Genomic DNA, 26287 nt, shown 5'->3' with positions numbered 1-26287 from the left:
TGGACGACGAACCGCGGCATCGTCGCCGCTCCTCGAGCAGCGCCGGGCCGGTGACCTCACCACTGTTCGAAGGAGAACCATGAAGCGCACCACCGGTGCTGTAGCCATCACGAGCGCGGCGGCGCTGCTGCTGTCCGCCTGCGGCGGCGACTCCGGCGAGGAGACCGCCGACCAGGGCTCGTCCGCCGAGGAGACCGCCGCCGAGGACGAGGAAGCCGCCGAGGACGAGGAGGCCGCGGGCGACGACGCCGCCTCCACCGAGGCTCCCGTCCGTGACGAGAACGCCGAGCTCGTCATCTGGTCCGACGACGTCCGGGCCCCCATCCTCACCGAGTGGGCCGAGCAGTTCGGCGAGGAGTACGGCATCACCACGCAGGTGCAGGTCGCGACCGACGTGCGCCAGCAGTTCAAGGACGCCGCCAACGTCGATCAGGGCCCGGACATCGTCGTCGGCGCCCACGACTGGCTGGGCGAGTTCGTCCAGAACGGCATCGTCGAGCCCGTGCAGATGTCGTCCGACACCCAGGCCCTGTTCACCGAGGACTCGCTCGAGGCCACGAAGTACGACGGCCAGATCTACGGCGTGCCCTACGCCACCGAGTCGCTCGGACTCATCCGCAACACCGCCCTCGCCCCCGAGACCCCCGCCTCCATGGAGGACCTGGCCGCGACCGGTAAGGAGCTCGTCGACTCCGGCGAGGCCGACCAGGCCTTCGTCACCCCCGTGAGCAACGTCGGCGACGCCTACCACGCCTTCCCCTACCTCTCGGCCTACGGCGGTGGCATCTTCGGCACCAACTCCGACGGCGGCTGGGACCCCAGCAACGTCATCGTCGGCTCCGAGGAGTCGATCCAGGGCGGCGAGAAGATCGCCTGGATGGCCGAGCAGGGTCTGCTCAACGTCAACGTCGACTTCCCGACCATGGAGTCGCTCTTCGCCGAGGGCCGCACGCCCTACATGGTGGCCGGCCCGTGGGCGATCCCCAACGTCGAAGGCGCCGAGATCGAGTATGCCGTCGACCCGATCCCCGACTTCGAGGACGGCGGCGAGACCGTGCCGTTCCTCGGCGTCCAGATGTTCTACGTCGCCTCCGGCGCCAAGAACCCGACCCTGGCGCAGGAGTTCGTCAACACCTACGTCACCACCGAGGACATGCAGCTGGCGCTCTTCGAGACCGGCCAGCGTCCCCCGGCCCTGCAGTCGGCGCTGGACACCGTGTCCGCGGACGACGAGGACATCGAGGCCTGGTCGGCCGCCGGCGAGGGTGCCTCGCCGATGCCGAACATCCCCGCGATGAACGCCGTGTGGGCCCCGCTGGGCCAGGCCACCTCCGACATCGTCGGTGGCTCCGACCCCGCCGAGCGCCTCGAGGCCGCTCAGGAGGAGATCGTCTCCAACATCGGCCGCTGAGCCGTCCCTCGACCCTCGGTCCGGCGGCGCGGACGCTGTCCCGCCGCCGGGCCGAGGCCCCCAGCACGAACCCGCAGCACGGACCCCCAGCACGACCCTGAGCGCCACGCTCCCGAGCACCCCGAACGGCCGACGGCCGCAGTCAGAGAGGGACGACGATGTCCGAGACACGGAGCAGCGACGTGGATGCCGCGCTGCACAACCTCGAACCCAGCGGTGAGCACCTCGAGTTCAGCTCGCGCACCCCGATCTGGGTGCAGGTGGTCAAGTGGGGGCTGATCCTGCTGACCCTCGCCGTGCTGGGCTGGATGGCCCAGCAGGTCATCGAGGCCGGCTACTGGATCATGGTCAGCCTCATCGGCTTCATCGCCCTGTGCGTCATCGCCGTCTACGCCACCAGGCGCGCCATCCCCGCGAAGTACCTCTTCCCCGGTGTCCTGCTCATGCTGCTGCTGCAGATCTGGCCGCTGCTCTACACCGTGCAGATCTCCTTCACCAACTTCGGCGACGGACACATCAGCACCAAGGAGGAGGCGGTCGCCTCGATCGTCGCCAACTCGGTGCGGGAGGTCGAGGGAAGCAGCCGGTATGCCCTCAACGTCGCCGTCCCGGAGGGCACCGACGTCGCCACCGGGGACCTCGCCTACCTGCTCACCGACGCGGAGGGCACCTACTACGTCGGCACCCTCGAGGGACTGGAGGAGCTGCCCGCCGACGGTGTCGAGGCCGGCCCGACCGGTCGCATCATCTCAGCCCCCGGCTGGACGGCGCTGACCCCGCAGGAGGTCAACGACCGCTCCGACGACCTCGCCGACTTCGGGGTGCCGGTCTTCGACGAGTCGGGGGAGCAGACGGCCGGCATCCGGCAGGTCGGGCTGTCCGAGGCCTTCATCGGCACCCCGACCCGGGTCTACGACGAGGAGGCCGACACCATCACCGACACCGTGACGGGCACGGTCTACGTCGCGGAGGACGCCAACTTCGTCCCGGAGGGCGGCGAGGGGGCTGCGCTGCCGCAGGGGTGGCGGGAGTTCGTCGGGTTCGAGAACTACACCAACGCCTTCACCAACGCCACCCTGCGCGAGGGGCTGACCAAGGTCTTCGTCTGGAATGTCTTCTTCGCGGCCTTCACCGTCGTCGCGACCTTCCTGATGGGCATGGCGATCGCGCTGCTCATGAATGACGAGCGGCTCAAGGGCAAGGGCCTGTACCGCTCGATCCTCATCCTCCCCTACGCCCTGCCGATCTACGTGACGGCGCTGGTCTGGGCGTCGATGTTCAACCAGGACTTCGGCCTCATCAACAACCTCTTCGGGCTGGACATCAACTGGCTCGGCAACGCGTGGTGGGCAAGGGTCGCGGTGCTCATCACCAACCTCTGGCTGGGCTTCCCCTACTGGTTCATCGTCTGCACCGGCGCGCTCCAGGCCATCCCGAGCGACGTCAAGGAGGCGGCGGCCATCGACGGCGCCGGGGCCTTCGCCACGGTCCGGCGGGTCATCATGCCGCTGCTGCTGGTGGCGGTCGGGCCGCTGATGATCGCGTCCTTCGCCTTCAACTTCAACAACTTCGGGCTCATCTGGCTGCTCACCGAGGGCGGGCCGTTCGTCGGCGGGCAGAGCTCCATCGGCTCGACCGACCTGCTCATCACCCTGGCCTACCGACTGGCGCTGGGCGGGGCCTCGCCCAACTTCGGCTTCGCCTCGGCCATCTCGGTGGTCATCTTCTTCCTGGTGGCCACCATCAGCTACTTCGGCTTCACCCGTACCGCGGCGCTCGAGGACGTGAACTGACATGACTTCTCCCCAGGACCCCACCAGCAGCACCCTCGGGTCGGTCGACGCGCACGGCAGCGACCGGGGCCGTGGCGGACGGCTCGGCACAGCCGCGTCCGACGTCTACACCGTCACCCGGAAGTCCCGCCGCACGTCCTTCCGGGCCGTCTGGTGGCGGCACGCGCTGGCCCTGCTCGCGCTGGCCTTCGCCCTCTTCCCGATCGTCTTCATCGTGTCCTCCGCGTTCAACAACGCGGGGACGCTGTCGACCTCGGGCCTGCTGCCGACCCGCTTCGGGCTGCGCAACTTCGACGCCCTCTTCAACGACGCCGCCCGGCCGTACTGGACGTGGTACAAGAACTCGCTCATCATCTGCGGCGTGGCCACCCTGGCGACGCTCGCCCTGGGCTCGGCCGCGGCATACGCCTTCTCCCGGCTGCGGTGGACGGGCCGGCGCTTCGGGCTCCTCTTCATCCTGCTGGTGCAGATGTTCCCCGCGTTGCTGGCCTTCGTGGCGCTCTACATCACCTTCGCGACGGTCGGCGAGGTCATCCCGCAGATCGGGCTCAACACCCTGTGGGGCCTGCTGCTGGTCTACCTGGGCGGGGCCATGGGCGCCAACATCTGGCTGTTCAAGGGTTACTTCGACACCATCCCCAAGGAGCTCGACGAGGCGGCCAAGATCGACGGCGCCAGCCACGCCCGGGTGTTCTTCACCATCATCCTGCCCCTGGTCCGCCCGATCCTCGCGACCGTCGGCATCCTCGCCTTCGTCGGCCTGTGGGGCGAGTTCCTGCTGGCCAGCATCTTCCTCACCGACGCGGACAACCAGACCCTGGCGGTCGGCCTCTACGCCACCCGCAACGCCGACCAGAACCGGTACTTCGGCCAGTTCGTTGCCGGTGCGCTCCTGGCCTCGCTGCCGGTGGTGCTCGTCTACCTCAGCCTGCAGCGGCTGCTCATCGGCGGGATGACCGCAGGTTCGGTCAAGTGATCTGCGCGGAGCATCCTCATCACGACGGGTCTCCGCTCTACGTCAGCGAGCAGCAACCGGCTCCTGGAGCCGTGGTCGCCGTCCGCGTCCGTGTCCCGCACGCGGCCGGGGTCGGTGCGGTCCATGTCCGCACCACCCCGGACGGAGAGCAGTTCTTCACCGACGCCCGCCTCGTCCACCGCGGCGAGCACGAGGACTGGTGGCAGGCGGAGGTCACCTGCCACAACCCGGTGACGACCTACCGCTTCCTGCTGGAGAGCGACGAGCCGGGGCACGCGGCATACCGGTGGCTCAACGGCACGGGCGTGCACCTGCGCGACGTCCCCGACACCAGCGACTTCCGGCTCGTCACCCACCCGGCGCCGCCGGAGTGGGCGCAGCGAGCCGTGGTCTACCAGGTCTTCCCGGACCGCTTCGCCCGTGACGCCGGTGTCGAGCCGGTGGGCGATCCCGGCGGTCAGCGCTCCGACCTGCCCGACTGGGCCGTCCCGGCGCGCTGGGAGGACCCGGTGGCCCTGACCCGACGGTCCGGCCCGGTGCAGGTCTTCGGCGGCACCCTCGACGGCGCCCGCGAGCGGCTGGACCACCTCGTCGACCTCGGCGCCGACGTGCTCTACCTCACGCCGGTCTTCCCGGCCCGCTCCAACCACCGCTACGACGCCTCGACCTTCGAGGCCGTCGACCCCGTCCTCGGCGGTGACGCGGCACTGCTGCGGCTGCAGGAGGCGGCGCACGAGTGCGGCATACGCGTCATGGGAGACATCACCACCAACCACACCGGTGACGCGCACGAGTGGTATGCCGCCGCCCGGCAGGACCCGCACGGCGAGTTCGGGTCGTGGTACGTCCGCGACGAGGCACGGCCGGGGGAGTGGGTCACCTGGCTCGGCGTCGAGAGCCTGCCCAAGCTGGACCACGCCAACCCGGCGGTGCGCGCGCGGCTCACCGAGGGACCGGGGTCGGTCATCGAGCGCTGGCTGGGTGAGGGGCGCGGTTTTGACTCCTGGCGGGTCGACGTGGCCAACATGACCGGCCGCTACAAAGGCAGCGACCTCGCCCACCAGGTGGCGCGGGAGACGCGGGCCGCGGTGGACCGCGCGACCGGCGGGCAGGGGCTGCTCGTGGCTGAGCACACCCACGACCACAGCCGGGACGTCGACGGCGACGGGTGGCACGGGGTGATGAACTACTCCGGCTTCACCCGGCCGGTGTGGACGTGGCTGCGGGCCGCGGACTTCGCGCCGAAGTTCCTCGGCAGCCCGCTGCAGGTGCCGCGGCTCGGCGCCGAGCTGGTCGCCGAGACGATGCGCGACTTCTGCTCGCTGGTGTCGTGGCGCTCGTGGACGCACTCGATGACCCTCGTCGGCTCGCACGACACGACCCGGGTGCGGACCCTCGTCGGGGACGACGTCGAGCAGGTCAAGGTCGCCGCCGGTCTGCTGCTCACCATGCCCGGCATCCCGATGATCACCTACGGCGACGAGATCGGGATGCCCGGCGACTTCGGCGAGGACGGCCGACGCCCCATGCCGTGGGCCTCCCGGGGTGCCGGTGACGGGATGTGGGACGAGACGCTCACCGAGCACTACCGCGCGCTCATCACCCTGCGTCGGGAGTCCCCTGCACTCTGCGCCGGCGGGATGCGCTGGCTCTATGCTGAGGGTGAGGCCATGGTGTACCTCCGGGAGCACCCGGCCGAGACGGCGCTCGTGCACATCGCGCGGGCGAGCCACGACACGGTCGAGATCCCGGTCACCCAGGTGCCCGGGGCACACGCCGCGCAGGAGCGGACACCGCATACCCCGGCGCTCGACCTGACCGACCGCGACGTCCGCCTGAGGGCGCACGGTCCGACCGTCCAGGTCTGGGCCTGGTCGACCGACGCACCGGCCTGGGAGCCGGTGCCCGAGACCTACCGAGGTGGTTGGTGAGCAGCACATCCACTCCCGTGCGCCCAGGAGCCGACGGTGCCGGCTCCTCGCGGGGCCGGCTCGCCGACCTCGCGGCGTATGCCGGGGTCAGCGAGGCGACCGTCAGCCGGGTGCTCAACGACAAGCCGGGTGTGGCGGTCGCGACCCGGCAGGCGGTGCTCACCGCCGCCGACGTGCTGGGCTATGAGCGGCCGAGCAAGCTCTCGCGCAACAGCGCCGGGCTGGTCGGGCTGATCACGCCGGAGCTGACCAACCCGGTCTTCCCGATGTTCGCCCAGTCGATCGAGACCCAGATGGCGGCCGCCGGCTTCACCCCCGTGCTGTGCACGCAGACGCCCGGTGGGGTGCACGAGGACGAGTACGTCCAGATGCTCCTGGACCGCGGCGTCTCGGCGATCGTCTTCGTCAGCGGCTACCACGCCGACAGCCGGGCCGAAATCGAGCGCTACACCGCGCTGCGCGAGCGGGGGCTGCCGATCGCGCTGGTCAACGGCTACCGGGACGGGATCGACGCGACCTTCATCAGCCACGACGACCACGCCGCCATGCGGCTCGGCGTGCGCCACCTGCGCGACCTCGGGCATACCCGGATCGGCTTCGCGACCGGGCCGGCGCGGTATGTGCCCGTCCAGCGGCGCATCGAGGGCTTCCGCGAGGCGATGACCGACCTCGGCAGGGGCGCGGACGTCGACCTCGACGAGCTCATCTGCACCACGCTCTTCTCCGTCGAGGGGGGCGCCGCGGCCGGGCGGCAGCTCATCGAGGCGGGCGCGACCGGCATCATCTGCGGCTCGGACGTCATGGCGCTCGGCGTCGTGCGGGCGGCCGGTCAGCTGGGGCTGCGGGTGCCGCAGGACCTCTCGGTCGTGGGTGGCGACGACGTGCCCTTCATGACCTTCGTCGACCCGCCGCTGACGACGGTGCGGATGGATGTCACCGGCATGGCCGAGGCGGCGGTCACCGCTGTGCTCGAGGAGATCGCCGGCGAGCCCGTCGACCCGCGGGAGTACCTCTTCGACCCCGAGCTCATCCTGCGCGAGTCGACCGGTCCGGTGCGGCGCTGACGCTCACCATCTGGGGCGCTCGGTGGGGGTGAGAGCGACCATCTGCGGCGCTCGGTGTGGGTGAGCGTGACCATCTGCGGCGCTCGGTGGGTCTTTTTAGTGGGGGGCGCGGGTGCGGCGGGCGTTGAGCAGGGCCTGGAGCAGCTCGACCATCGCGTCCTCGTCGGCGACGCGGTAGCGGGCCAGGGTGTCGCCGTCGCCGACCCGGACCGTCAGCCGACGCTCGGCGCGGGCGGTGTCCTCGTCGTCGGCCAGCGCCGCGAAGCCGTGCTCGTCGGTGAGGTCGTCGCCGGCGTAGAACACCGCCTCGGCCCCTACCTCGCGGGCCAGCGCCACGAGCGCCACCCCCTTGCCGACGTGGGCGACCGCGAGCTCGACCACGTCCTTGCCGGGCGTCACCTCCAACGAGGTATGCCGTCTCCCCAGCTCGAGGGCGGCGGCCAGGGCGGCGTCGGCCTCCTCTTGCGGCAGGCCGCGGGTGTGGGCGACGCGGCCGGCAGGCTTGACCTCCACCCGCATGCCGGGGTGCTCCCGGCGCAGCGCCGCCAGCTCGGTGTCGAGGGTGTCCAGCAGCCCGCGCTGGGCGTCGTCGAGCGCCAGCCCGCCCTCGGCCCGGGAGTCCTCGGCGCCGTGGCTGCCGATGAGCACGATCGGGTCCTGCGCCCCGGTGAGCTCACCGAGCGGGCCGAGCGCCCGGCCGCTCACGAGGGCGACCGTGGTGCCGGGGAGGGCGGCGAGAGAGGTGAGCGCCGGCATACCTCCCTCGACCGGGCGGGAGTCCATGGGGTCGAGCACGAGCGGGGCCAGCACCCCGTCGAAGTCGGTGGCGACCAGCACACGGTCGAGGGCGACGAAGCGCTCGAGCGCCTCGACGAGGTCGGGGGAGAGGGTCACGCGTCCTCCTTGGCGGTGCTGCGGGCTGGGCGCTCGGGGGCGGCGGCGAGGGCGGTGAGGAAGTCCTTGGCCCAGGTCTGCACGTCGTGCTTGCGGACGCGGCGGCGCAGGGCGCGCATCCGCCGCTCCTTCTGCGCCGGGTCGTCGCGGATGGCCTGCAGGATCGTCTCCTTGAGCCCGTCGAGGTCGTGCGGGTTGCAGAGGTAGGCCTGCGGCATCTCCTCGGCGGCGCCGGTGAACTCGGAGAGGACCAGCGCGCCGCCGCCGTCGTGGCGTGCGGTGACGTACTCCTTGGCGACGAGGTTCATCCCGTCGCGCAGCGGCGTGACGAGCATGACATCGGCGACCTGGTAGAGCGCGGCCATCTCCTCACGCCCGTAGGACTGGTGCAGGTAGTGGATCGCGGTCGCCCCGAGGTGCGAGACGTCGCCGTTGATGCGGCCGACGGTGCCCTCGATCTGCTCGCGCAGGGTGCGGTATGCCTCCACCCGCTCCCGGCTCGGGGTCGCGACCTGCACGAAGGTCACCTGGTCGGGGGAGATCTCGCCGTCCTCGAAGAGCTCGCCGATGGCGCGCAGCCGGTGCCGGATGCCCTTGGTGTAGTCGAGCCGGTCCACGCCGAGCAGGACGACGTCGGGGTCGCCGAGGCTGGCGCGGATCTCCTCGGCCCGCTCCTGGACCTTGGGGGAGTCGGCGAGCTCGCGGAAGCCGGCGGCGTCGATGGAGATGGGCACCGCGGCGGCGCGCACGGTGCGAGGTGCGGCGCCGAGACGGTTGTCGTCGGCCCCGGCCCACTCGACCTTGTCGCCCCGAGCCGTGGCGCCGAGGACGGCCCGGCAGGAGCGGCTGAAGTTGCGGGCGTCGTCAGGGCGCTGGAAGCCGAGGAAGTCGGCCCCGAGCAGGCCGCGCAGGATGCTCGCGCGCCACGGCAGCTGGGCGAAGAGCTCGACCGGCGGGAAGGGGATGTGGTTGAACCAGCCGATCCGCAGGTCGGGGCGCTGGTCGCGGACCATCGCGGGCACGAGCTGCAGCTGGTAGTCGTGGATCCAGACGGTCGCGCCCTCCGCGGCGACCTCGCAGACCGCGTCGGCGAAGCGCTGGTTGACCGTGCGGTAGCACGTCCACCAGGAGCGGTGGAAGGTCGGCGGCACGATGACGTCGTGGTAGAGCGGCCACAGGGTGTCGTTGGAGAAGCCCTCGTAATAGTCGGCGAGCTCCTTGCCCGACAGCGGCACCGGGTGCAAGCGCAGCTTGCCCTCGTCGAAGGGCTCGGGCGCCTCGCCGGGGAAGCCGGCCCAGCCCACCCACGCGGCGCCGGACTCCCAGCCGCGCATCACCGAGTCCATGGCGGTGACGAGGCCGCCGGGGGCGGTGCGCCACTCGGTGCTGCCGTCGGGGTTGACGTGCCGGTCCACCGGCAGGCGGTTCGCGGCGATGACGAAGTCGTACCTGGTGCCTGAGCCCATCGACATACCTCCAGGTGCGTGTCTCGGTGACCGGTCGGTCCCCAGCCTAGGAGGTCGCGGCGTCCGGGGCGTGGTCGGTGGACGCCACGCCACACCCGGTTCACCGCGATCTCATCTGCGGCTCAGGAAAAGCGCCTACCGTGGAGTCCGTGACCTCGCCGATGCCACGCTCCAGCGACCCGGACCTCACCCGTCCGGTGCCTGCCGGTGTCGCCTCGGGGCAGACCGACGAGCTCGTGGTGCCGCGTCAGCTCGGCCCGTGGGCCCTGCAGGAACGCCTCGGCGAGGGGGGTATGGGTGTGGTCTGGCGCGCGGTCGACGACGGCGGCCGCGAGGTCGCGGTCAAGGTGCTGCGCAGCCACATCGCCCACGACGACGGTGCGCGCGAGCGCCTGCGCCGCGAGGTGCACACCCTGGCGCGGGTGCACCACCCCCAGGTCGCCGCGGTCATCGACGCCGACGTGGACGGGCCGGCGCCCTACATCGTGACGGACTACGTCCCCGGGCGGCCGCTGGACGTCGTCATCGAGGAGCAGGGGCCGCTGGGGCGGGAGGCGCTGCTGCGGCTCGCGCGCGGCCTCGCCGGGGCGCTGCAGGCGATCCACGGGCTCGGCATCGTGCACCGCGACCTCAAGCCGGGCAACGTGCTGCTCGTCGGCGAGGGGGAGCGGCTGGAGCCGGTGGTCATCGACTTCGGCATCGCGCAGGTCGCCGACGACGTGCGGCTCACCTCGACCGGGCTGGTGATGGGGACACCGGGCTACCTCTCGCCCGAGCTCGTCGACGGCGGCGAGATCACCGAGGCGACCGACTGGTGGGGCTGGGCGGCGTGCCTGGCGTATGCCGCCTCCGGCCAGCCACCCTTCGGCCGCGGCCCGATGACCGTCGTGCTGGACCGGGTCGTGCGCGGGCGGGTGCAGCTGGACGGCGTCGACCCCGAGCTCGCGCCGCTGCTGGCGCTCGCCCTCTCGCCGCGCCCGTCGTGGCGGCCCGACGCTCGCGAGGTGCTCGAGGCGGTGGAGCTGTATGCCCGTGGCGAGGACGTCACGGGCGCCTTGCCGCGGGTGCCGCAGGAGCGTGGGCCTGAGCGTGATTTCGACCGTGGGGCCGACGCGACGAGGGTGACCCCGCAGGTGTCTGACACCCGGCAGGCGCCCGTGCGCCGGCCCGACCCCACGCGCGCCGCGCCGAGCGGGCCGTCCACCCGGCAGTGGGACGGGCGAGCGGCGGGGGCCGCCGGTGGCGCGGGTGCTGCTGGTCTGGTCGGCGGCGCAGCGGCCGCCCAGCCGCGCGAGCCGCAGCAGTGGCCCTCCCGCAGGACGACCGGAGGTGGGAGAATCCGTCCGAGCGCGGCCGGGCCGATCGGGGCTGGTCGGCGGCGCCGGAGCGGGGACGCACCGACGGGCCCGCGGCCTACCCGGAGCGGGACGGCGGCGGCCGGCTGCGGCATACCCCCAGGGCGAGGACGTGCGTCCGAGCCCGCCTCGACCCGCACCAGGGGCAGCCGGACCCGCGCATCGGGCGCAGCCCGAGGCGGGGGACGCTGGCGGCGATGCTGCTCGGCTTCGCCGCGGTCGCGGCTGCCGCACCGCTGCTCGCCTGGGGCCTGTATGCCGTGTGGGGCCTGACGACCCGCACCGTCGACCGGGCGCTCACCGGGCTGGTGCTGCGGCGCCACCAGGTGGGCCCGCGGCGCAGCGACGTGCCGATGGCGGTGCTCGCCTCACCGTGGCACCTCGTCGCCGCGACGCTGGCGACGATGCTGTCGTTGCTGCTGCCGCTCGCGGTGGCCGCGGTCGTGGCGGTCGTGATGTCGGGCCTGCTCACAACCAGCGAACTGGCGCCGGGGGTCGGCATCGCGCACCCGGTGGCCGTGGGCACGGGGTCGCTGGTCGGCGGCTGGCTGGGCTGGTGGGGCCTGGGGAGCACGTCGCTGCGGCGCGGGTCGCGGACGCTCGTGCGCGGGATCGTGCCGCCCGGGGTGGCGACGATGGTGCTCGTCACGCTCTGCCTGGTCGGTGGCGGAGCCCTGGTCTACTGGTCGCTCCTCGACGGCGACGTGGTGTCGTGGTGGCCGCTGCCGGGCGGCACGACGCCGCTGGACTACCTGCCGTTCGGGGTGCGCTGAGAGGCTCGGGGGAGTGACGGCATACCGTCGCAGGAGTCACACGCGACTCATTTCGTCACGTGAGACTCGTCACATTTCCCTTCCCAGGCGTGTCACGCTGGCCTAACGTGGGCCGGGCGCCTCGTCCCAGGTGCCCCACTCGTCCCATACGGAAGGACCTCCCCATGGCCCGCCCTGCCCGTCACCGAGCCGCCCGCACGGGTGCCGCCCTGCGTCGAGCCGGCCAGGCCACGCTGGCCGGCACCGCCTCCCTCGCCTCCGTCGGCCTGACCGCGCAGGGTGCCGCGGCGGACGACCACAACGTGTGGGACCGGGTGGCTCACTGCGAGTCGACCGGCAACTGGAGCATCAACACCGGCAACGGCTTCTACGGCGGCCTGCAGTTCTGGCACCCGACGTGGAAGGGCTTCGGCGGCCAGGAGTTCGCCGGGTATGCGCACCAGGCCACCAAGGCCGAGCAGATCACCGTCGCCCAGCGTGTGCTGCGGGTGCAGGGGCCCGGCGCCTGGCCGGTGTGCTCCGTGCGGGCCGGGCTGACGATGCAGAACGGCCTGGAGCCCTACCCCGGCGGCGGTGCCCCGGCCCCCGAGCCGGAGCCGGACCCCCAGCCCGACCCCACGCCGCCCCCCGGCGAGGTGACGACGTGGAAGGTGACGGCCGGTGCCGGCGCCAACATCCGCTCCGGCCCGGGTACGAACTACGGCGTCATCGGTGGCGCCGCGCGCGGCACGCAGTTCGCCGGTGTGGCGAGCAACGGGTGGGTCAAGCTCGACGGCCGCTCGGGGTGGATCAGCGCCAGCATCATGAGCCGCGTCGGTGACGACGGCGGTGGTGGCGGTGGCGGCGGCGCCTCCGACATGTCGCCGCTCGTGGCCGACGGGGTGCGCGGACCGCTGACGACCAAGGCGATCCAGCGCTGGGTCGGCGTCTCCGAGACCGGTGCGTGGGACGGCCGGACGATCAGGGCTGTGCAGTCGAAGGTCGGCACCGACGTCGACGGCGTCTGGGGCCCGAAGTCGCAGGCCGCGCTGCAGAGCCACATCGGCGTCTCCCGGGACGGTTCGACCTACATGAACCACCGGACCGTCGTCGGCCTGCAGAAGTGGCTCAACGCCAACGTCATCGGCTGAGACAGGTAGCATCGACGCGCCGTCCGGCCTCGTGCCGGACGCGCTGGCGTGGCGCAATTGGTAGCGCACCTGTCTTGTAAACAGGTGGTTGAGGGTTCGAGTCCCTTCGCCAGCTCTCCTCCTGATCAGCGACTTTACCCCGCTGACCTGCAGAAACGTGGCTAGTATGCCCTGAACCAGCATGGTCACACGTTGTCAGAAGTAGGCACGAAGTGGCACCCTTGTTGCACGTATGTTGCACGAAATGGGGTGCGGGATGGCAACGAGACGAGGCTTCGGGGCACTGCGGCGGCTTCCGTCGAAGCGGTGGCAGGCCAGCTACACCGGGCCGGATCTGGGGCGGCACACCGCCCCGCACACCTTCGTCGCCAAGGCTGACGCGGAGGCCTGGCTGGCCAAGGAGTGGGCCTTGGTCAACGGTGACGGCTGGGTCGCCCCGAAGCGGCGGGCGCAGCTGGCCGAGCGGCTAGCGCCACCCACCTTCGACGAGTACGCCCGGCAGTGGCTCACCGACCGGTCCCTCAAGCCCCGGACCCGGGAGGGCTACGAGCACCTGCTGCGGCGCTACCTCGAGCCGGAGTTCGGCGACCTGCTCGTCTCCGATCTCACGCCGGCACTCGTGCGTCGGTGGTGGGCAGGCCTGTCGCCGGACCACCCGACGGTCAACGCCCGTGCCTACGCGCTGCTGCGGGCCATCCTGACCACCGCCGTCACCGATGAGCTGTTGGCCAGCAACCCGTGTCGCGTCCGAGCCGTCTCCAACCCCCCGACCAAGAAGGAGATCCGTCCGGCGACGCTCGCCGAGCTGGACGTGCTCGTGAAGGAGATGCCGGAGCAGCTCGGTGCCCTCGTCCTGCTCTGCGCCTGGTGCGCCCTGCGGGTGGGGGAGGTGCTCGAGCTGCGCCGGCGCGACCTCGACCTGAACCGCGGTGTCGTCAAGGTGACCCGGGCGGTCTCCTGGGTCCGGGGTCAGCCGATCATCGGTACGCCGAAGTCCGCCGCCGGCACCCGCGAGGTCAGCGTGCCCCCGCACATCGTCCCCGCCCTGGAGCGGCACCTGGAGAGGCACGTCCGACCTGGAGCAAGTGCCCTGCTCTTTCCCTCGATGCGCGACCACGAGCGCCATCTGCAGCCGACGGTGCTGCACACGGCCTGGCGCAAGGCCCGAGCCGCCGCTGGCCGCGAGGACCTGAGGATTCATGATCTGCGGCACACTGGCGCCACCATGGCCGCCATGACCGGCGCCACGCTCGCCGAGCTGCAGGCCCGCCTCGGCCACTCGACGGTCGCGGCCGCCCTTCGATACCAGCACGCCGCTCAGGGTCGTGACGCGGAGATTGCCGCTAAGCTCTCCGACCTTGCCCGCCCCAGAGATACGGAGTAGGCGGTTGCCGCGAGGGGGCGATCCCGGGCAGGGGGCGAGAGATCACCCTCACGCCGATAACCGGGTGTTGACCCAGACTCCACCCTAGAAGTCCTGCGCTGGACTCGAGCAATTCCCTTCGAGCGGACGGTGGGCATGATGCCAGCAGATACGAGCCTCGCTTGACTAGGGCGGCCGCGTTGCCGTCAAAGACGTGCTTCCGAGTGCCTACGGCTGCTGCCGAACGGTCTTCAAAGCCACCGTTGTTCGCCGAGCCACCGGTGATCCCCAAGAGGAGTCATACCCAGCCGCTGTAGTGTGTTGGTCAATGTCGCGACCAAGGAAGGCGCTGGGAGAGATGCACCTGTCGAGAGTTGAAGTGAAGGGCTACCGTGCATCGGTCGGCAGTCCGTTGACTTGCGAGTTGTCCGGTCGCTTCAGCGCGCTTCTTGGAAGCAATGGTTCTGGCAAGACCACACTAAGTGAAGCGATCCTGCACGCTCACATCCAAAGATTCCCAAGGCCTCCCGCCTTTGACGCGGCATTGCTCGGTCCACCCCCAAGGGCCGTGCGAGTCGAGTACGAGTACGAGACCGATGCAGAAGGCGAAGGCGCGTTGGGGAAAGCCCTTCGCTCGTCCGGCTACGTGGCGCCTACGTGGGGACGCCCCCTGGAGCGATCCCTCGGGAAGATCAGGGCAGGTGCCGTGGCAGAGATCACTGGGCGGCCAGAGAATATTCGGCTGATCTACCTGCCGGCCCTGCGAAATCCCGTAGATGAACTATCGCGCCGTGATGCCCAAGTCCTTCTCGAACTACTCCGCGCCGAACAGCTTCGGAACCCGTCTTCGGGCGGTCTGCGAGGCTTGCGCGCTCAGGCGCAAACAATGTTGAGCTCCATGACTGCGCACCAACTCATATCGGATCTTGAAGGGCGCATCGCCGAACAGCTTAAGACGCTAAGTGGCGGCCTGCGCGAGCATCACGCCTTCATAGGCACGCAGCGTGTCGACGACGCCTACCTCGCCCGGGTGTTGGAACTGCTGCTGGCTACGCTACCTGTACGTGGGGAAGCAAGAAGGCTTGAAGCCTCGAGTCTGGGTTATGTCAACCTGTTGCACATTGCTGTGACCTTGGCTGGCATACCTAATCCCTCATCTGACCCCGTAGCTGGTGCGCAGCCAACTGACGATGAAGATGCCCCTCCCTCTGGCGCGAGCCAAGCAACGGAAGACGACGCCGGGACTCGAGACGCCCGACAGCGATTGAATGAAGTGTCAGAAGCCGCAGAAGAGGATCATGACTCATTCTTTCCTGAGCTATTTCACGCCACTGTACTGATCGAGGAGCCAGAAGCGCACCTGCATCCGCAACTTCAGTATGGCCTGGTGCGCTACCTCAGGCGCATGGTCACCTTGCGACGCGACCTTCAAGTGATCGTCACCACGCACTCCGGCGAGATTGCGGCGGCAACCGACCCGTCGGAGCTTGTGGTCGTACGGCGAACCCAGTCGGGATCCTCGGTATCACGCCAGCTCAACAAGTTGCCCTTAGCACCAGCGAAGCGCCAGGACCTTTTCCAGCAGACGCGCCTCCACCTGGACGCGAGTAGGTCATCTGCACTGTTCGGCGACAGAGTTCTCGTTGTAGAGGGGGTCACTGAGGCGGCTCTTCTGCGCGTCTTGGGACGCGCGTGGGCCGGCGGCGACGATAGAAAGACCGCGTTCGTAGATGCCCTACCCCTCGTGCCAGTGGGACATAAAGTGGGTGAGTGGCCAATCCGGATACTGGCGACGCCGGGCTTCGAACTAGTAGGCCGAGTAGCTGCCCTAGCTGACACGGACCAGCGGGGAGACCCGCTGCCGGACCCTGCACCTCCCGCTTGGCATGCCGAGCTCGACAACGAAACAGCGCGCTTTTTCTGGTCACAGCCAACCCTGGAGCCATCTCTGGTTCACGGTAATGAGGAGGCGGTCAGTGACGCGCTGGGGCGCATCTCATTGACAGTGCCCGCATCGGTTACGCCCCTGGCCGTGGACAGCCTGTTCACCGACGGCAATCGACGGAAGAAGGGGGCCTTCGCTATGGCCCTCGCTGCGGTGTTCGAGGACGATCTCGCCGGAACGACGGTCCCGGACCATATCGCGGCACTGTTCGACTGGCTCTACGAGCCGACGACGCCGGGTCAGGATCCGCAGGCGCAGACTCCGCTTGCTTCGACGTGATCACTCTCACCGACGAGCAAGTGCTCGCAGTGGCTGCACCCGAACGCCTGGTACGGATCATGTCGGCGCCGGGAAGCGGTAAGACGACCGTCGCCGCGGAACGATTCGGTTATCAACGGTACCGTCTCCCGGATCGGCGAGGGGTGCTTGGGTTGACGTTCAACCGCGCCGCAGCGGCCGAGTTGGCTAGCCGGATCCGGGGTCGATGGGGTGAAGGCTGTCTGAGCTTTCCACATCGCGTGATGACGTTCGATTCTTTACACGTCACCATCTTGGAGAACTTACTAGCCGCCCGGGCAATCTTATGGCCGTCGGGACACGAGGCGTTGGATGTGCGCGACGATTACCGCGGATTGACCGGGTACAGGTACCTGAGACCGCCCGGGAATTGGCGTCGAGTTGCGAGTATGGACAATAGGCTTCGAGTAGTTTCTGATGGAGTGAGGGTCCAGACACCTGGAAATGGCATCGGAAACAAGGCGCAACACGAAGCGGTGTTGGCTAGTGGTATTTCGAGCCACGAAGACGTGCGCGCGGTGTTAGAGGCAGCCGTGCAGGATGAGTCGCTCGTCGATAGAATCGCACTCTGGCTTAGAAACAACTTCCGGGCAATCATTATCGACGAAGTCTACGACTCCGCATACCTCGATCTGGTAATCCCATACATGGCTGCGGAGTCCGGACTGTCGGTAACGCTTATTGGGGACCCATGGCAGGCACTGTACGGGTGGAGGGGCGCAACGCCCCACCTCGTAGATCGGGCAGTCGAGACAACGTCGGGGGAGTTCATGCGATACGAACTCACGACGTCGTTCCGCTTTGAGGGCACCCAGATGCCTGTTCTGGCCAAACAGCTCCGCGCCGGGCAGCCCGCGGCACTTCCCAAGTTGGCCAGCACACAAGTGAGCGTCGCGCTTGCTCGAACATGGAGGGGGTTGTGGCACGCCGGGGACAACGTTCTGCCGCTTGCCTTTCGGACGATTGACAACGCGACCGACGCAGCGCTGAATCTCCTACTCGACTTGGTCACGCAGGCCAACCTTGGGCGACCCTCATTCGGCAGGGAAATAGCCATGACGTTGCTAGGGCTTGATCGCGAGGCCGTCCAGGTAAGTCAGTCGGATGCCTTGGGCCCGATTGTGCGGGATCTCGCAGCAGGGCGGCCGGTTGCCGAGTTGATGGACGATTTGAGGAATGCAATCGTTACTTTAGGCGCGCCACGTCGTCCCCGCAGATTGCAAGAGACCAGAGAGGCTGAACGCCGTCAGCATCTGAACGATTTGCGATCTAGGCTCAATGAGCCATCGCTGATTCCTGGGCTCACCGTATATCAGGCAAAAGGCCAGGAGTGGCCGAGTGTTGGGGTCGTCCTTAGTAGTTCCCAAAAGTCGCTCCTGAGTTCTGGCCTTCAAGCTTTGCGCGATGAAGATTGCGTTCTATACGTCGCACTGACTCGAGCGAGAAGCAAGTGTGGGATCCTTGCCGCTGACGCGATGTTAGATGTGCATCTCGCCGGGGACTTCGAGTCGTAGGCAAAGCGCAACGCGGTACGTCACGCAGGAATCGGTGCTAACGGGATACGGTGTGGGTCCGAGGAGGGGCCGATGATTCCCACGATGCTGCTGTTTGGATTGGTCCTCGGCCGTTGGTGGAAGACCTGCCTCGTGGTCGGGACGGTGGGCTGGCCTCTGCTTCTGTGGCTCGACGACATCATCGAGTCACCCACTGAGTTCGGAGCGGCGGGCCTCGCTGCCTTGAACACAGCTGTCGGAGTTGCGATCCACCAGTCGCTGCTCCATCTGTTCAGGTGGCTACAAAAGCGCCGTCGGGCCCCCGACCACGCAGCCGCCTGACGCAGTCACCTGCCGCTCGTCGCTCGTGCGGCGAGGGCATCTCGGTTCGCCGGAACCCTGCCCGGGTGGCGTGGGAGCCGTGGCGGTCAGCCGAAACATGAGATGCCGACGGAGCTTGTTGCGCCGAGCGGCCTCCGGCGACGTGACTCCAGACGGGATCCGCCCAACGGTCTACGATTCGCGGAGACCAGGAGGGACAGACGAGCATGGGCTACAGCAACGAGTTGGAGATCAAGCGAGAGCTGGGAATAGAGACCTGGCGGGAGTTGTCGAAGGACAAGCTGCTGCGCTTCGTCGCCATGATGCCGGACATGGACACGGAGGTGGCGCTGAAGGTCGTCGAACAGTTTCCGAGCTTTAAGGACTTCGCAGTAGAGGTCGTTGACGCCGTGGAGACCGCATACGAGTCCACGCTGAAGACGAACGAGCGGAGCGGTGACCACGTCCACGATGCGTACGGTGACATCCGAACCATCCTGAAGGCAGAGCTAGATAAGGGGGATCTGACCTGGGAGCAGCGGCGCTGGCTCGTGGAGCAGATCCAAGAGACCGGCCGCCAGCAGTTCATCAAGGACAGCGAGAACAAGCGCTTCTTGGACAGTGTGCTCGGGAAGGTCCTCGTGGGCGCCGGTGGCATCGTGGTGCTCGGCTTGGCCGCGTTGGGAGGCCGGGTGCTTGAGCAACGCGGCACTGATGGTCACTCCTAACGCTCGCGCCAGGTGGGCCGCAGATCGCTCGCCGGTTCCGCCAGGCATGCCCGGTTCGGGCAGAGTGTCCGCCTAATTCGGCCAGTTGACAGGTGCACGCGCGATTGACATCCACGCGGACCAAGTCGGCCACGGATCCCAGCCTGGTCTGTAACCGCTTTCCGATGGACACCGGTTCACCGAACGGGTCGTTATTGCTGTTCAGGGAATGGCGTGGTGAAGCGGGCCAGGCCGGGACACGGGTCATTCATCCGTTCTCGACTACTCGCAAGTGACCTTGGCGGCCGGTGGTGCGACCGCCCAGCTGGCCATCGACCGCCAGCGGCGTCAGGCCCATCATGTAGGCCTGCACTTCGGCGGGGTGTAGGCCCAGATCGGCTGCGATCGCCCCTAGGCCACTTTGATTGGCGCGTAACTGCTGCATGACCTTAGTGAGCAGCATTGACGATTCGTGTGCAATGCCGTGTGGCTCACCGCGGCGGTAGCCAAGGCGAGACAGGTCGATGCAGAGGCTGCGGTATGCCCACTCCGTCATCAGCCCCAGCTCGTTCGCGCGGTGTGCCATAGCCATCGCGGCGACTCTCCAACGCTTCTTGGCTTCGAGGACCTGGGGCGCTGTGGCGTTGGTGAGTCCCTGCGCGAGCACGCTGGCCCTCGGCATCAAGAACGCCGCGGCGAACCTGTTGGCCTCAGCCTCCGCGTCGGGCCCGTTGGGGATCTTGTCTTCACCGTGAAGGATCAGGTGCCCTAGCTCATGAGCAGCGTTGAACCGACGCCGCTCCCCCGACTTCTCTCGGCTGAGCAGGATGAACGGCTGACCGTGCCAGTTCACGCAGTACGCATCGAGGTCCCTCGTGTCATCGGTTAGCGAGAAGACCCTGATGCCGTGGGCCTCCAAGAGGTGAACCATGTTGCCAATGGGCTGCTCACCCAGCCCCCAGCGGGCTCGAACCTCTTGCGCCGCCAGCTCAGGATCTCGCCCTGTCAAGGTGGGGACGTCGGGTTCTGGGAGCGCGAACCTCCGCTCGATCCACTCGTTGATGAGAATGGCGATGCGCCCCGAGCTCAGTCCTCGATCACGAGTCCGTGCCGTCATTTTGCTTAGAGCTCGAAAACTAACTGACTCGACCGGGATCTCGTCCAGATCGTCGGCGGTCAAGAATGCCTCCTCGACGCCAAGCGCCTCCGCCAGGGTCGCCAGGGTCTGGGGTGTTGGGTCCTGGTGCTGATTCTCGTAAGCCGACAGGCTTACTCTGCTCAGGCCAGTCTCGGCAGCCAGTTTCGTCAATGTCCAGCCTCGGCGCTTTCGGGCGGCCGCCAGTCGCGTTGGGTTCAACACGGAGTCTGCTCCTACTTGGCTAACGCAGCGCGACTTCGACGTTGTAAGCGTCCCCGTCCTCGGACGGGGGCTCCTCGATCGCCACAGTCGAGGGCGGGTCTTGGCGCGAAATATGCGGAAGGAGGATTCGCTCTTCCCAGTCGACTATGACCCCCTTCTCGATCGACGTCGGTAGCGACAGCTCGGCGTAGATAGTCTCGGCGGTCACCCGCTGGAGGAGCAACCAAACGTTCTCCAGGTCTGCCGGGTCGAGTGTGCGAAGCGCGTAAGCTTCACCAAGGTCGAGCACCCCCTGGTCTGCGTTCTGCTTGACCGCCATAGTTGTCAGGTCGCCCTTGGCGTACTTAGTCGATGGCTTCATGCCCGGCACATGGACGCCGGTGAACTCGTCGCCTGAACTGGTCACGATCGAGAACGAACCGCTGGGGTGGATCGTCCGGCAGAAGTTCTTCGCGTTGTCTGGCTTCCAGCCCAGCGGTACGAGTTCCTCGCGCACGTAACGCACGGTCTTGGCGTACCGGGTTGTCCCTTCCGCTGTGGGCGGCTCAAGACCGGTGGTCATCTTGGCTTCGGCGTCGGCGCGCAGAAGGGCCCGTATGAGCAGGTCTGCACTGAGACCGAGTTGCTGGAGGCGGCCCTCGGCGACGTGGTCGATCGCGACTGCAGTCATGGCATGGCTCCTTGCGGTGAGGTTGGCTTGACGAAACCTTACCTCATGAGAGGTCGGAAATCGTCAAGTGAGGGAGTGCAAGCTGTGGCACGTGTCGCCTCGCAACCTTTGCCAGTGCACATGTGATGCGGCCCGCTGAGGCCTCCCTGGCCCTGGCATAGAACCACCGGCCGCCAGGCAGGCGGGAAGCTGTCCGCGGCGCACTGGCACAGCACGTGTTGCCCAACTCGTGTGGTGGCGCACTCATCTGCCGCGAGCCCGCTCGGGTCATGGCGCTCACGCCGCGTGCGAGCCACACCCAGGACGACGGGAGATGGTTGGACAGCGCCGACGGAGCCACAGCGCCCTCTCGGATCAATGCCGGGGAGGTGGCTACCAACGACTCTCGCGGCGATGGAGCTTGTCGCTGCGTGCGTGGTAGGCAGCGATCACCCGGGCCAGAGGCGGTTCGATCTCGGCTAGATCCTCGAGGTCCATGCGGTTGCTTCCGAGCGCCCATTCGAGCCGGCTCAGTACGTCGACCCACTCCCTGGCAGAGCGGGGCGTCCGGGGCACGGCCACCTGCACCCGCCTCTCTTCGACGACCTTCTCAACTCGCACGACCTCGACCACGCGGTCGACGACTTCAACCGCTGCGAGACCGGCGTCAGCGGCGCGGCGTTGCTCCCAGGCGCGATGGCGGCAGGAGCTGGAGCACCACTTCGGGACGCGTCCGCGAGGTGGCACCGGCACCTTTGTCCCGCACCACCCGCACTGGATGGTCTGCCCCGGTTTCCGGGGAGCGGTGGGAGCGCGCCCACCCCTGGGGGCGCCGCTTTCCGTGGTCTCCATGAGCGCCTCCGACGGGCCGCCGCGGTAGGGGACGTTGATCGTGCCAACGATATACCTGTACTGGTGGACAGCCCTATTGGAACGTGTCTTTATAAGGGCGCTTGGGGCGGATCAAACTGCCCGCCGGTCTCCGGTGCGTGAGGGGGGTGGGGGATGATGAGCGGATGAATGTGCAGTTCCTCTACTTCGACGGGTGCCCTCACTGGAAGCCGGCAGAGGCGCGTCTGCGTGAGGCACTGCGGGTTCACGGTGGGGTCGTCGAGGTGGAGCGCATTGCCGTGGACACGCCGGACATTGCGGAGTTCTACGGATTTTCGGGCTCACCCTCGGTGCTGATCGACGGTGTGGATCCCTTCGCTGAGTCGGCAGCACCGGTGGCGTTGTCGTGCCGCTTGTATCGCACGCCGGAGGGTCTGGCCGGGTCGCCGACCGTAGAGCAGCTCGTCGCAGCGCTGTCCGAGGCATCAGCCTCGTAGCGGCACGCGGTGCGAGGTACAGGTCGCGTTGGGGCGACGTTTCGCTCAGATCCTTGTCCAACCCGGTGGGTGGCCGGTTGTCAGAGTCCGAATGCGCCGCCGCTGACGAGAATGGCTATGCCGAGGCCGATCAGGACGATCGGGAAGAGCACGTGTTCCCACCGCTCGAGCACCTCGGCGATAGGCCGGCGGGTCGCGACATACCTGGCGAGGAAGACCAGCACGCCGACGAGCAGCAGGAACACGACGCAGAAGAGGATCACGGTTGCCGTGCCGACGTTCAGGAACACCGGGACGTAGACACCGATGTTGTCTCCGCCGTTGGCGAAGGTGACGGCGGCGACAGTCAGGATGCCGACCTTCTTGCCTTCGACCTTCTCGTCGTCGTCGTCACCGTCCCCTCGCCAGGCCTGCCAGGCCGCCCAGATTCCGAGCGCCAGGGGGATGAGTCCGAAGTAGGGAATGGCACTGGATGGCAGGACGAGCCCGGCTCCCCAGGTGACCAGCAGCGCAGCACCGAGGATGCCGGCGAACCCCAGGTACTGCCCCAGCGCGATCCTGGTGGTGGTGCCCCGTTGGCCGGCGCCTCGGGCGAAGAACAGGGAAAGAACGATGATGTCATCGATGTTGGTGGCCATGAACAGCCCGATCGCCTGCAGGACCGTGGTGAGGATCACCGGCTGACCTCGCAGCTGGCGACGGGGCACTGGGGATCCAGGCACGGGGCGTCCTCGTTCACGGCGAGGGTCACCTCGACCAGGGCGAGCAGCGCGTTGGTGAGGTGCGGGTCGGCGATCGCGTAGAGGGTCTGACGTCCCTGCGGTTCGGCCACCACGATGCCACAGTCGCGCAGGCAGGTCAGGTGGTTGGACACGTTGGGCCGCGTCAGACCGAGGTCCTGGGCAAGACCAGCAGGATAGGCAGGACGTTCGAGCAGCGACAGCAGGATCCGCGCCCGCGTCGGATCTGCCAGCGCGCGGCCGATCCGATGCATCGCGTCCAGCCGGGAAGAAGTAGTTAGCATGCGCTGAACTGTACAGTCTTGACTGAACCGTCCCTGAGTTTGGGGTGCAACGGGAAAGTCGGCAGGTTCAGCGTCGGAGGTGGGCGTCGCGTTGAGCGGTGTAGGCGCTCCAGCCTCGTGAGGCCAGGGCGGCCCACCGGCTGGCGGTGTTGGGCGCCAGGCCCAGAACCTCGGCCAGGATCGGGGTCGGCATGGTCGCGGCGAGCTGGAACATGGCGGCGTTACGGGCGGCCAACGGTTGGATGCCGCGCGCGACGAGCTGAGAGCGGACGTTCTCCGTGGCTAGGTGCTTGCCGGGGATGCCGCCGGGAAAGAGCCAGACGTCCGTCCCGCTGGCGTAGGAGGCCTGCCCGCGGCGGGCCAGGTGGGTGCGTACGAGGTGGCCCAGCGGGTCGGGCAGCTCGATGTCGAAGGTGTCGAAGGTGGCGGTCACGACCCCGTCGTCGTGGAGGGTGATCTGGTCGGTGCGCATCCGGCAGACCCTGGCCACTGGTTGGGCGTAGAGGAGGACGAAGAGTCCTGCGATGCGGGCGTAGAGGCGGGTCGTGTCGTCGTGAAGCAAGAGATGGACGTGTGCCCACCGGTCCTCGTCGGCCAGGCTGACCGCCGGCTGAGCCTCGGCACGGTGGACCGGGGACAGCTCCGTCTGAAGACCGGTGCGGAGGCACCATGCCAGGAACGGCCGTAGCGCGACGGCCCGAGCCCGGTGCTGCTCGGCGTACCGGTCCAGATCATGCTGGGAGAGGTCGGTCAGGTCGAGGCCGTTCTCGGTGAGCCAGTTCATGAACCGGGCGGTGACGACGAGGGTGGCCCGGGCGGCTGAGATGGCGCCGTGGGTGAGTCTCCCGTGCTGTTCGGCGCGCCGCAGCCGGCGCAGCACCTGCCAGCGGGCGAACCGGTTGAGCACCTCGGCCTGCTGGGGTGGCAGGGTGTCCAGGACCTGGTGCAGCCAGGGGGTGACGCGCTCGAGGTCGGCGTGGAAGGGCGGGAGGACACCGAGGGCGGTGAGCAGGTCGCGCAGATAGTTGTTGGGCTTGTTCGCCGGCATCGCCTCGAAGGTGGCGTGGGAGATCTCGACCTCGCCGCGGGCCATCGCTGCCAGGACGGCCGGGCCGGTGGAGCGGGTGAACCAGTACAGGGTGGACTGAGGCCGCGGCCCGGAGGTGAGGGCGTCGTACACCGGTTGCAGCTGGGGGTGGATGCCGCCGCCAGGGGCGGACAGCAGCGCGGTGGCCTTCTGGTTCAAGGCGCAGGGGCCGCACTGCCGGCCGAAGGGTGAGTCCTCCCGCCCGCAGTCGACGCAGGCGTAGACCGGGTCGTTACCGGTGCAGGTCGCGCAGGCCGGTCGACGCTGGGCGTCGTAGAAGGCGAGCACCTTGACCTGCCCGCACCCGGGGCAGGGCTGGGCCGCCCGGGCGACCCGTAGGGCGCAGCGTGGGCAGACCGGCTGCTCGAGGACTACCCGGGTGCAGCGTTCCTGGCGTCCGCAGTGCGCGCAGTCCTGGCGTGGCAGCCGTGCCCGGGGGCTCATGCGTCGGTCGGTGGGCGTCGTACCTGGGCGCGGATCGGGCGCAGGTCGCCGATGCCGGGGCCGGTCTCTCCGCCTGCTGTCCTCGCCGGTTTGTCCTCGACGACGGTGGGGATGAGCAGGTCGTTGGGTTCGCAGTCCAGGATCTCGCACAGCGCGGCCAGGACGTCCATGTTCAGTCGTTGCGGGGTCCGGGCGACGAGACGGTAGACGTGCTCGCGGGACAGGTGCACCCCGCGCTCGGCCAGCAGGGGCACAAGGTCGGAGGTCTGGTACATGCCATGGGTGGCCATCACCTTTCGCAGGTTCCACTCGATCACGGTGCGGACGGGCACAGCGGGTCCTCCTTCTGCTCGGGGGCGTAGACGCGGGCCAGGGCGGTCTTGAGGGCCTTGTCCTTGAAGTCGTTGCTGACCGAGGCGTAGATGGCGGTGGTCGAGGCGTAGGCGTGCCCGACCTGTTCCTGGACGAACCGTTCGGGGTAGCCGAACTCGATCAGGTGCGTCACGTAGGAGTGGCGCAGGCAGTGCAGCGACAGCGCAGGGTCCAGGCCCACCTCGTGGCGCACTGCGGCGAAGCGGGCGTCGAAGTGGCGCAGCGAGACCCGGGTGTGCCGTTCGGTGACCCACAGCGCTTGATGGTCGTCCGCGCGGAACCGTGGCCGTGCCTGCTCCACCCACTGCCTCATCCCCTCGATGGCCCAGTCGAACTCGGGGACGGCCAGGACGGTGCGGCGGCGCGGGGTGCCGCCGCGCACGGACTTGCCGTAGCGCACGTGGATCGACCCGTAGGTGCCCCATCGGGGCACGTGCGGGTTGGGCCGCAGGTCGGCCAGATCGAGGCGGCACAGCTCGTTGCGTCGTAGCCCGAAGGCGTAGGCGGTCTTGAAGACCTGCGCGTCGCGCAGCGCGCTCAGCGCGCCTTTGCGGCCCGAGGACGCGGCCCGTTCGACCTGGGCGTCGAGGTGGTCGAAGAGGTCCTGCAGCTCCCCGTAGGTGAGCGGACGCCGTGCGGGTCGGCCCTCGTACTCGTTCAGGTGCGCCACCGTGTTCCACTCGTGGCAGACCTGCGTGGGGACCGAGGCGAACCGGTCGCGGCACTGCGTGGTCCACCCGTAGCGGGCGTCGGTGAGGTAGTCGCAGAACATCCGCAGCCCGAGGTGGTAGCCGCGGATCGTCGAGGGCGAGCGACGAGCCTGCCCGGTGGCCAGGGAGACGGTGAAGTCCTCCACGTCGCCAGGGCCCCAGGCCCACGGGTAGGAGCCGGCGAACTCGGTGAAGCGGCGTACCAGCCGCACCCTGTCGGTGATGGTCTTCTCACCCAGCAAGCGCGACTGCTGCTGGCGTCCCCACCCGGTGAGCATCGCCTCGAAGACGGCGCCCTCCTCGTCCAGGTGGGCCACCCCGGCGACGAGGACCAGTCCGGCCGAACCCGGCACTTCGACCATCAGGACCGCCGATCTGTCGTTGCCGTAGAGGC

Annotated in this window: 22 protein-coding genes and 1 tRNA gene; 14 read left to right on the top strand and 9 right to left on the bottom strand. The window is 68.6% G+C overall.

All coding sequences use genetic code 11. The features are described from left to right. Positions 1–79 precede the first annotated feature (79 nt). The 5 genes from FA582_RS12755 (at position 80) to FA582_RS12735 (ending at position 7175) form a co-directional block, all read left to right on the top strand. On the top strand, positions 80–1411 hold the full coding sequence (locus FA582_RS12755; protein WP_010147063.1) for a sugar ABC transporter substrate-binding protein: 1332 nt from the start codon (positions 80–82) through the stop codon (positions 1409–1411). A 158-nt stretch (positions 1412–1569) separates the two neighbouring features. Beyond that, on the top strand, positions 1570–3204 hold the full coding sequence (locus FA582_RS12750; RefSeq protein WP_010147064.1) for an ABC transporter permease subunit: 1635 nt from the start codon (positions 1570–1572) through the stop codon (positions 3202–3204). Between the two features lies 1 nt (position 3205). Beyond that, a complete protein-coding gene (locus tag FA582_RS12745; protein WP_010147065.1) occupies positions 3206–4180 on the top strand; it encodes a sugar ABC transporter permease in 975 nt (324 codons plus the stop codon). A 71-nt stretch (positions 4181–4251) separates the two neighbouring features. After that, positions 4252–6111: a glycoside hydrolase family 13 protein gene (locus tag FA582_RS12740; protein ID WP_238705442.1), complete on the top strand. Its 1860-nt coding sequence runs from the start codon at positions 4252–4254 to the stop codon at positions 6109–6111. Then, complete coding sequence (locus FA582_RS12735; protein WP_141567554.1) at positions 6108–7175, top strand: LacI family DNA-binding transcriptional regulator; 1068 nt, start codon at positions 6108–6110, stop codon at positions 7173–7175. Before FA582_RS12740 ends, FA582_RS12735 begins: the two co-directional genes overlap by 4 nt. A gap of 96 nt (positions 7176–7271) precedes the next feature. Here the strand turns inward: FA582_RS12735 and otsB are convergent, their stop codons facing one another. Together otsB and FA582_RS12725 are read right to left on the bottom strand one after the other, a co-directional pair. Further along, the gene (gene otsB / locus FA582_RS12730) at positions 7272–8069 is read right to left on the bottom strand and encodes a trehalose-phosphatase (protein WP_010147068.1); all 798 of its coding nucleotides are present in this window, start codon (positions 8067–8069) and stop codon (positions 7272–7274) included. Further along, on the bottom strand, positions 8066–9535 hold the full coding sequence (locus FA582_RS12725) for an alpha,alpha-trehalose-phosphate synthase (UDP-forming) (RefSeq protein WP_010147069.1): 1470 nt from the start codon (positions 9533–9535) through the stop codon (positions 8066–8068). Before FA582_RS12725 ends, otsB begins: the two co-directional genes overlap by 4 nt. Before the next feature lie 149 nt (positions 9536–9684). On the opposite strand from FA582_RS12725, the gene FA582_RS12720 reads away from it, so the two are divergent. The 8 genes from FA582_RS12720 (at position 9685) to FA582_RS12680 (ending at position 18940) form a co-directional block, all read left to right on the top strand. Beyond that, complete coding sequence (locus tag FA582_RS12720) at positions 9685–11163, top strand: serine/threonine-protein kinase (RefSeq protein WP_238705441.1); 1479 nt, start codon at positions 9685–9687, stop codon at positions 11161–11163. Beyond that, positions 11088–11663, top strand: a complete 576-nt coding sequence (locus tag FA582_RS12715) for a hypothetical protein (protein ID WP_147899835.1) — start codon at positions 11088–11090, stop codon at positions 11661–11663. The genes FA582_RS12720 and FA582_RS12715 overlap by 76 nt, the downstream gene beginning before the upstream one ends. 164 nt (positions 11664–11827) lie before the next feature. Continuing rightward, positions 11828–12793, top strand: coding sequence for a transglycosylase family protein (locus tag FA582_RS17430; protein WP_010147071.1), 966 nt, complete (start codon positions 11828–11830; stop codon positions 12791–12793). Between the two features lie 42 nt (positions 12794–12835). Continuing rightward, a tRNA-Thr gene (locus tag FA582_RS12705) sits at positions 12836–12908 on the top strand. Positions 12909–13049: 141 nt separating this feature from the next. Further along, complete coding sequence (locus FA582_RS12700; protein ID WP_141567556.1) at positions 13050–14177, top strand: tyrosine-type recombinase/integrase; 1128 nt, start codon at positions 13050–13052, stop codon at positions 14175–14177. A gap of 685 nt (positions 14178–14862) precedes the next feature. Further along, positions 14863–16380 carry an ATP-dependent nuclease gene (locus FA582_RS12695; RefSeq protein ID WP_158640876.1) on the top strand — a complete coding sequence of 506 codons (1518 nt, stop codon included), beginning with the start codon at positions 14863–14865 and terminating at the stop codon, positions 16378–16380. Beyond that, on the top strand, positions 16377–17912 hold the full coding sequence (locus FA582_RS12690) for a UvrD-helicase domain-containing protein (protein ID WP_141567557.1): 1536 nt from the start codon (positions 16377–16379) through the stop codon (positions 17910–17912). Before FA582_RS12695 ends, FA582_RS12690 begins: the two co-directional genes overlap by 4 nt. Positions 17913–18439: 527 nt before the next feature. Further along, the gene (locus FA582_RS12680) at positions 18440–18940 is read left to right on the top strand and encodes a hypothetical protein (RefSeq protein WP_010147075.1); all 501 of its coding nucleotides are present in this window, start codon (positions 18440–18442) and stop codon (positions 18938–18940) included. Positions 18941–19187: 247 nt separating this feature from the next. Here the strand turns inward: FA582_RS12680 and FA582_RS12675 are convergent, their stop codons facing one another. Both FA582_RS12675 and FA582_RS12670 read right to left on the bottom strand, forming a co-directional pair. Continuing rightward, complete coding sequence (locus FA582_RS12675) at positions 19188–20279, bottom strand: helix-turn-helix domain-containing protein (RefSeq protein ID WP_033228729.1); 1092 nt, start codon at positions 20277–20279, stop codon at positions 19188–19190. A gap of 19 nt (positions 20280–20298) precedes the next feature. Further along, entirely contained in the window at positions 20299–20949 is a 651-nt protein-coding gene (locus FA582_RS12670) for a hypothetical protein (RefSeq protein ID WP_010147077.1), read from the bottom strand. Positions 20950–21944: 995 nt separating this feature from the next. On the opposite strand from FA582_RS12670, the gene FA582_RS12665 reads away from it, so the two are divergent. After that, entirely contained in the window at positions 21945–22256 is a 312-nt protein-coding gene (locus FA582_RS12665) for a DF family (seleno)protein (RefSeq protein ID WP_010147080.1), read from the top strand. Positions 22257–22336: 80 nt separating this feature from the next. Here the strand turns inward: FA582_RS12665 and FA582_RS12660 are convergent, their stop codons facing one another. From FA582_RS12660 to FA582_RS12640, 5 genes are all read right to left on the bottom strand, one after another. Further along, positions 22337–22933 (bottom strand): cadmium resistance transporter, encoded by a 597-nt coding sequence (locus FA582_RS12660; protein WP_010147081.1) that lies wholly within the window; start codon positions 22931–22933, stop codon positions 22337–22339. Further along, on the bottom strand, positions 22930–23280 hold the full coding sequence (gene cmtR / locus FA582_RS12655; RefSeq protein ID WP_029540603.1) for a Cd(II)/Pb(II)-sensing metalloregulatory transcriptional regulator CmtR: 351 nt from the start codon (positions 23278–23280) through the stop codon (positions 22930–22932). Before cmtR ends, FA582_RS12660 begins: the two co-directional genes overlap by 4 nt. 67 nt (positions 23281–23347) lie before the next feature. Next, positions 23348–24811, bottom strand: a complete 1464-nt coding sequence (locus FA582_RS12650; protein WP_081480515.1) for a hypothetical protein — start codon at positions 24809–24811, stop codon at positions 23348–23350. Then, positions 24808–25101, bottom strand: coding sequence for a helix-turn-helix domain-containing protein (locus FA582_RS12645; RefSeq protein WP_051125128.1), 294 nt, complete (start codon positions 25099–25101; stop codon positions 24808–24810). The genes FA582_RS12650 and FA582_RS12645 overlap by 4 nt, the downstream gene beginning before the upstream one ends. A 23-nt stretch (positions 25102–25124) precedes the next feature. Next, positions 25125–26255, bottom strand: a complete 1131-nt coding sequence (locus tag FA582_RS12640) for a tyrosine-type recombinase/integrase (protein WP_010147085.1) — start codon at positions 26253–26255, stop codon at positions 25125–25127. Between the last annotated feature and the right edge of the window lie 32 nt (positions 26256–26287).

The organism is Serinicoccus profundi (genome assembly GCF_008001015.1).
In the GTDB taxonomy this organism is placed as follows: Bacteria; Actinomycetota; Actinomycetes; order Actinomycetales; family Dermatophilaceae; genus Ornithinicoccus; species Ornithinicoccus profundi.
The sequence above is the reverse complement of the archived record's forward strand: the minus strand, read 5'-3'. Positions and strand labels throughout refer to the sequence as shown.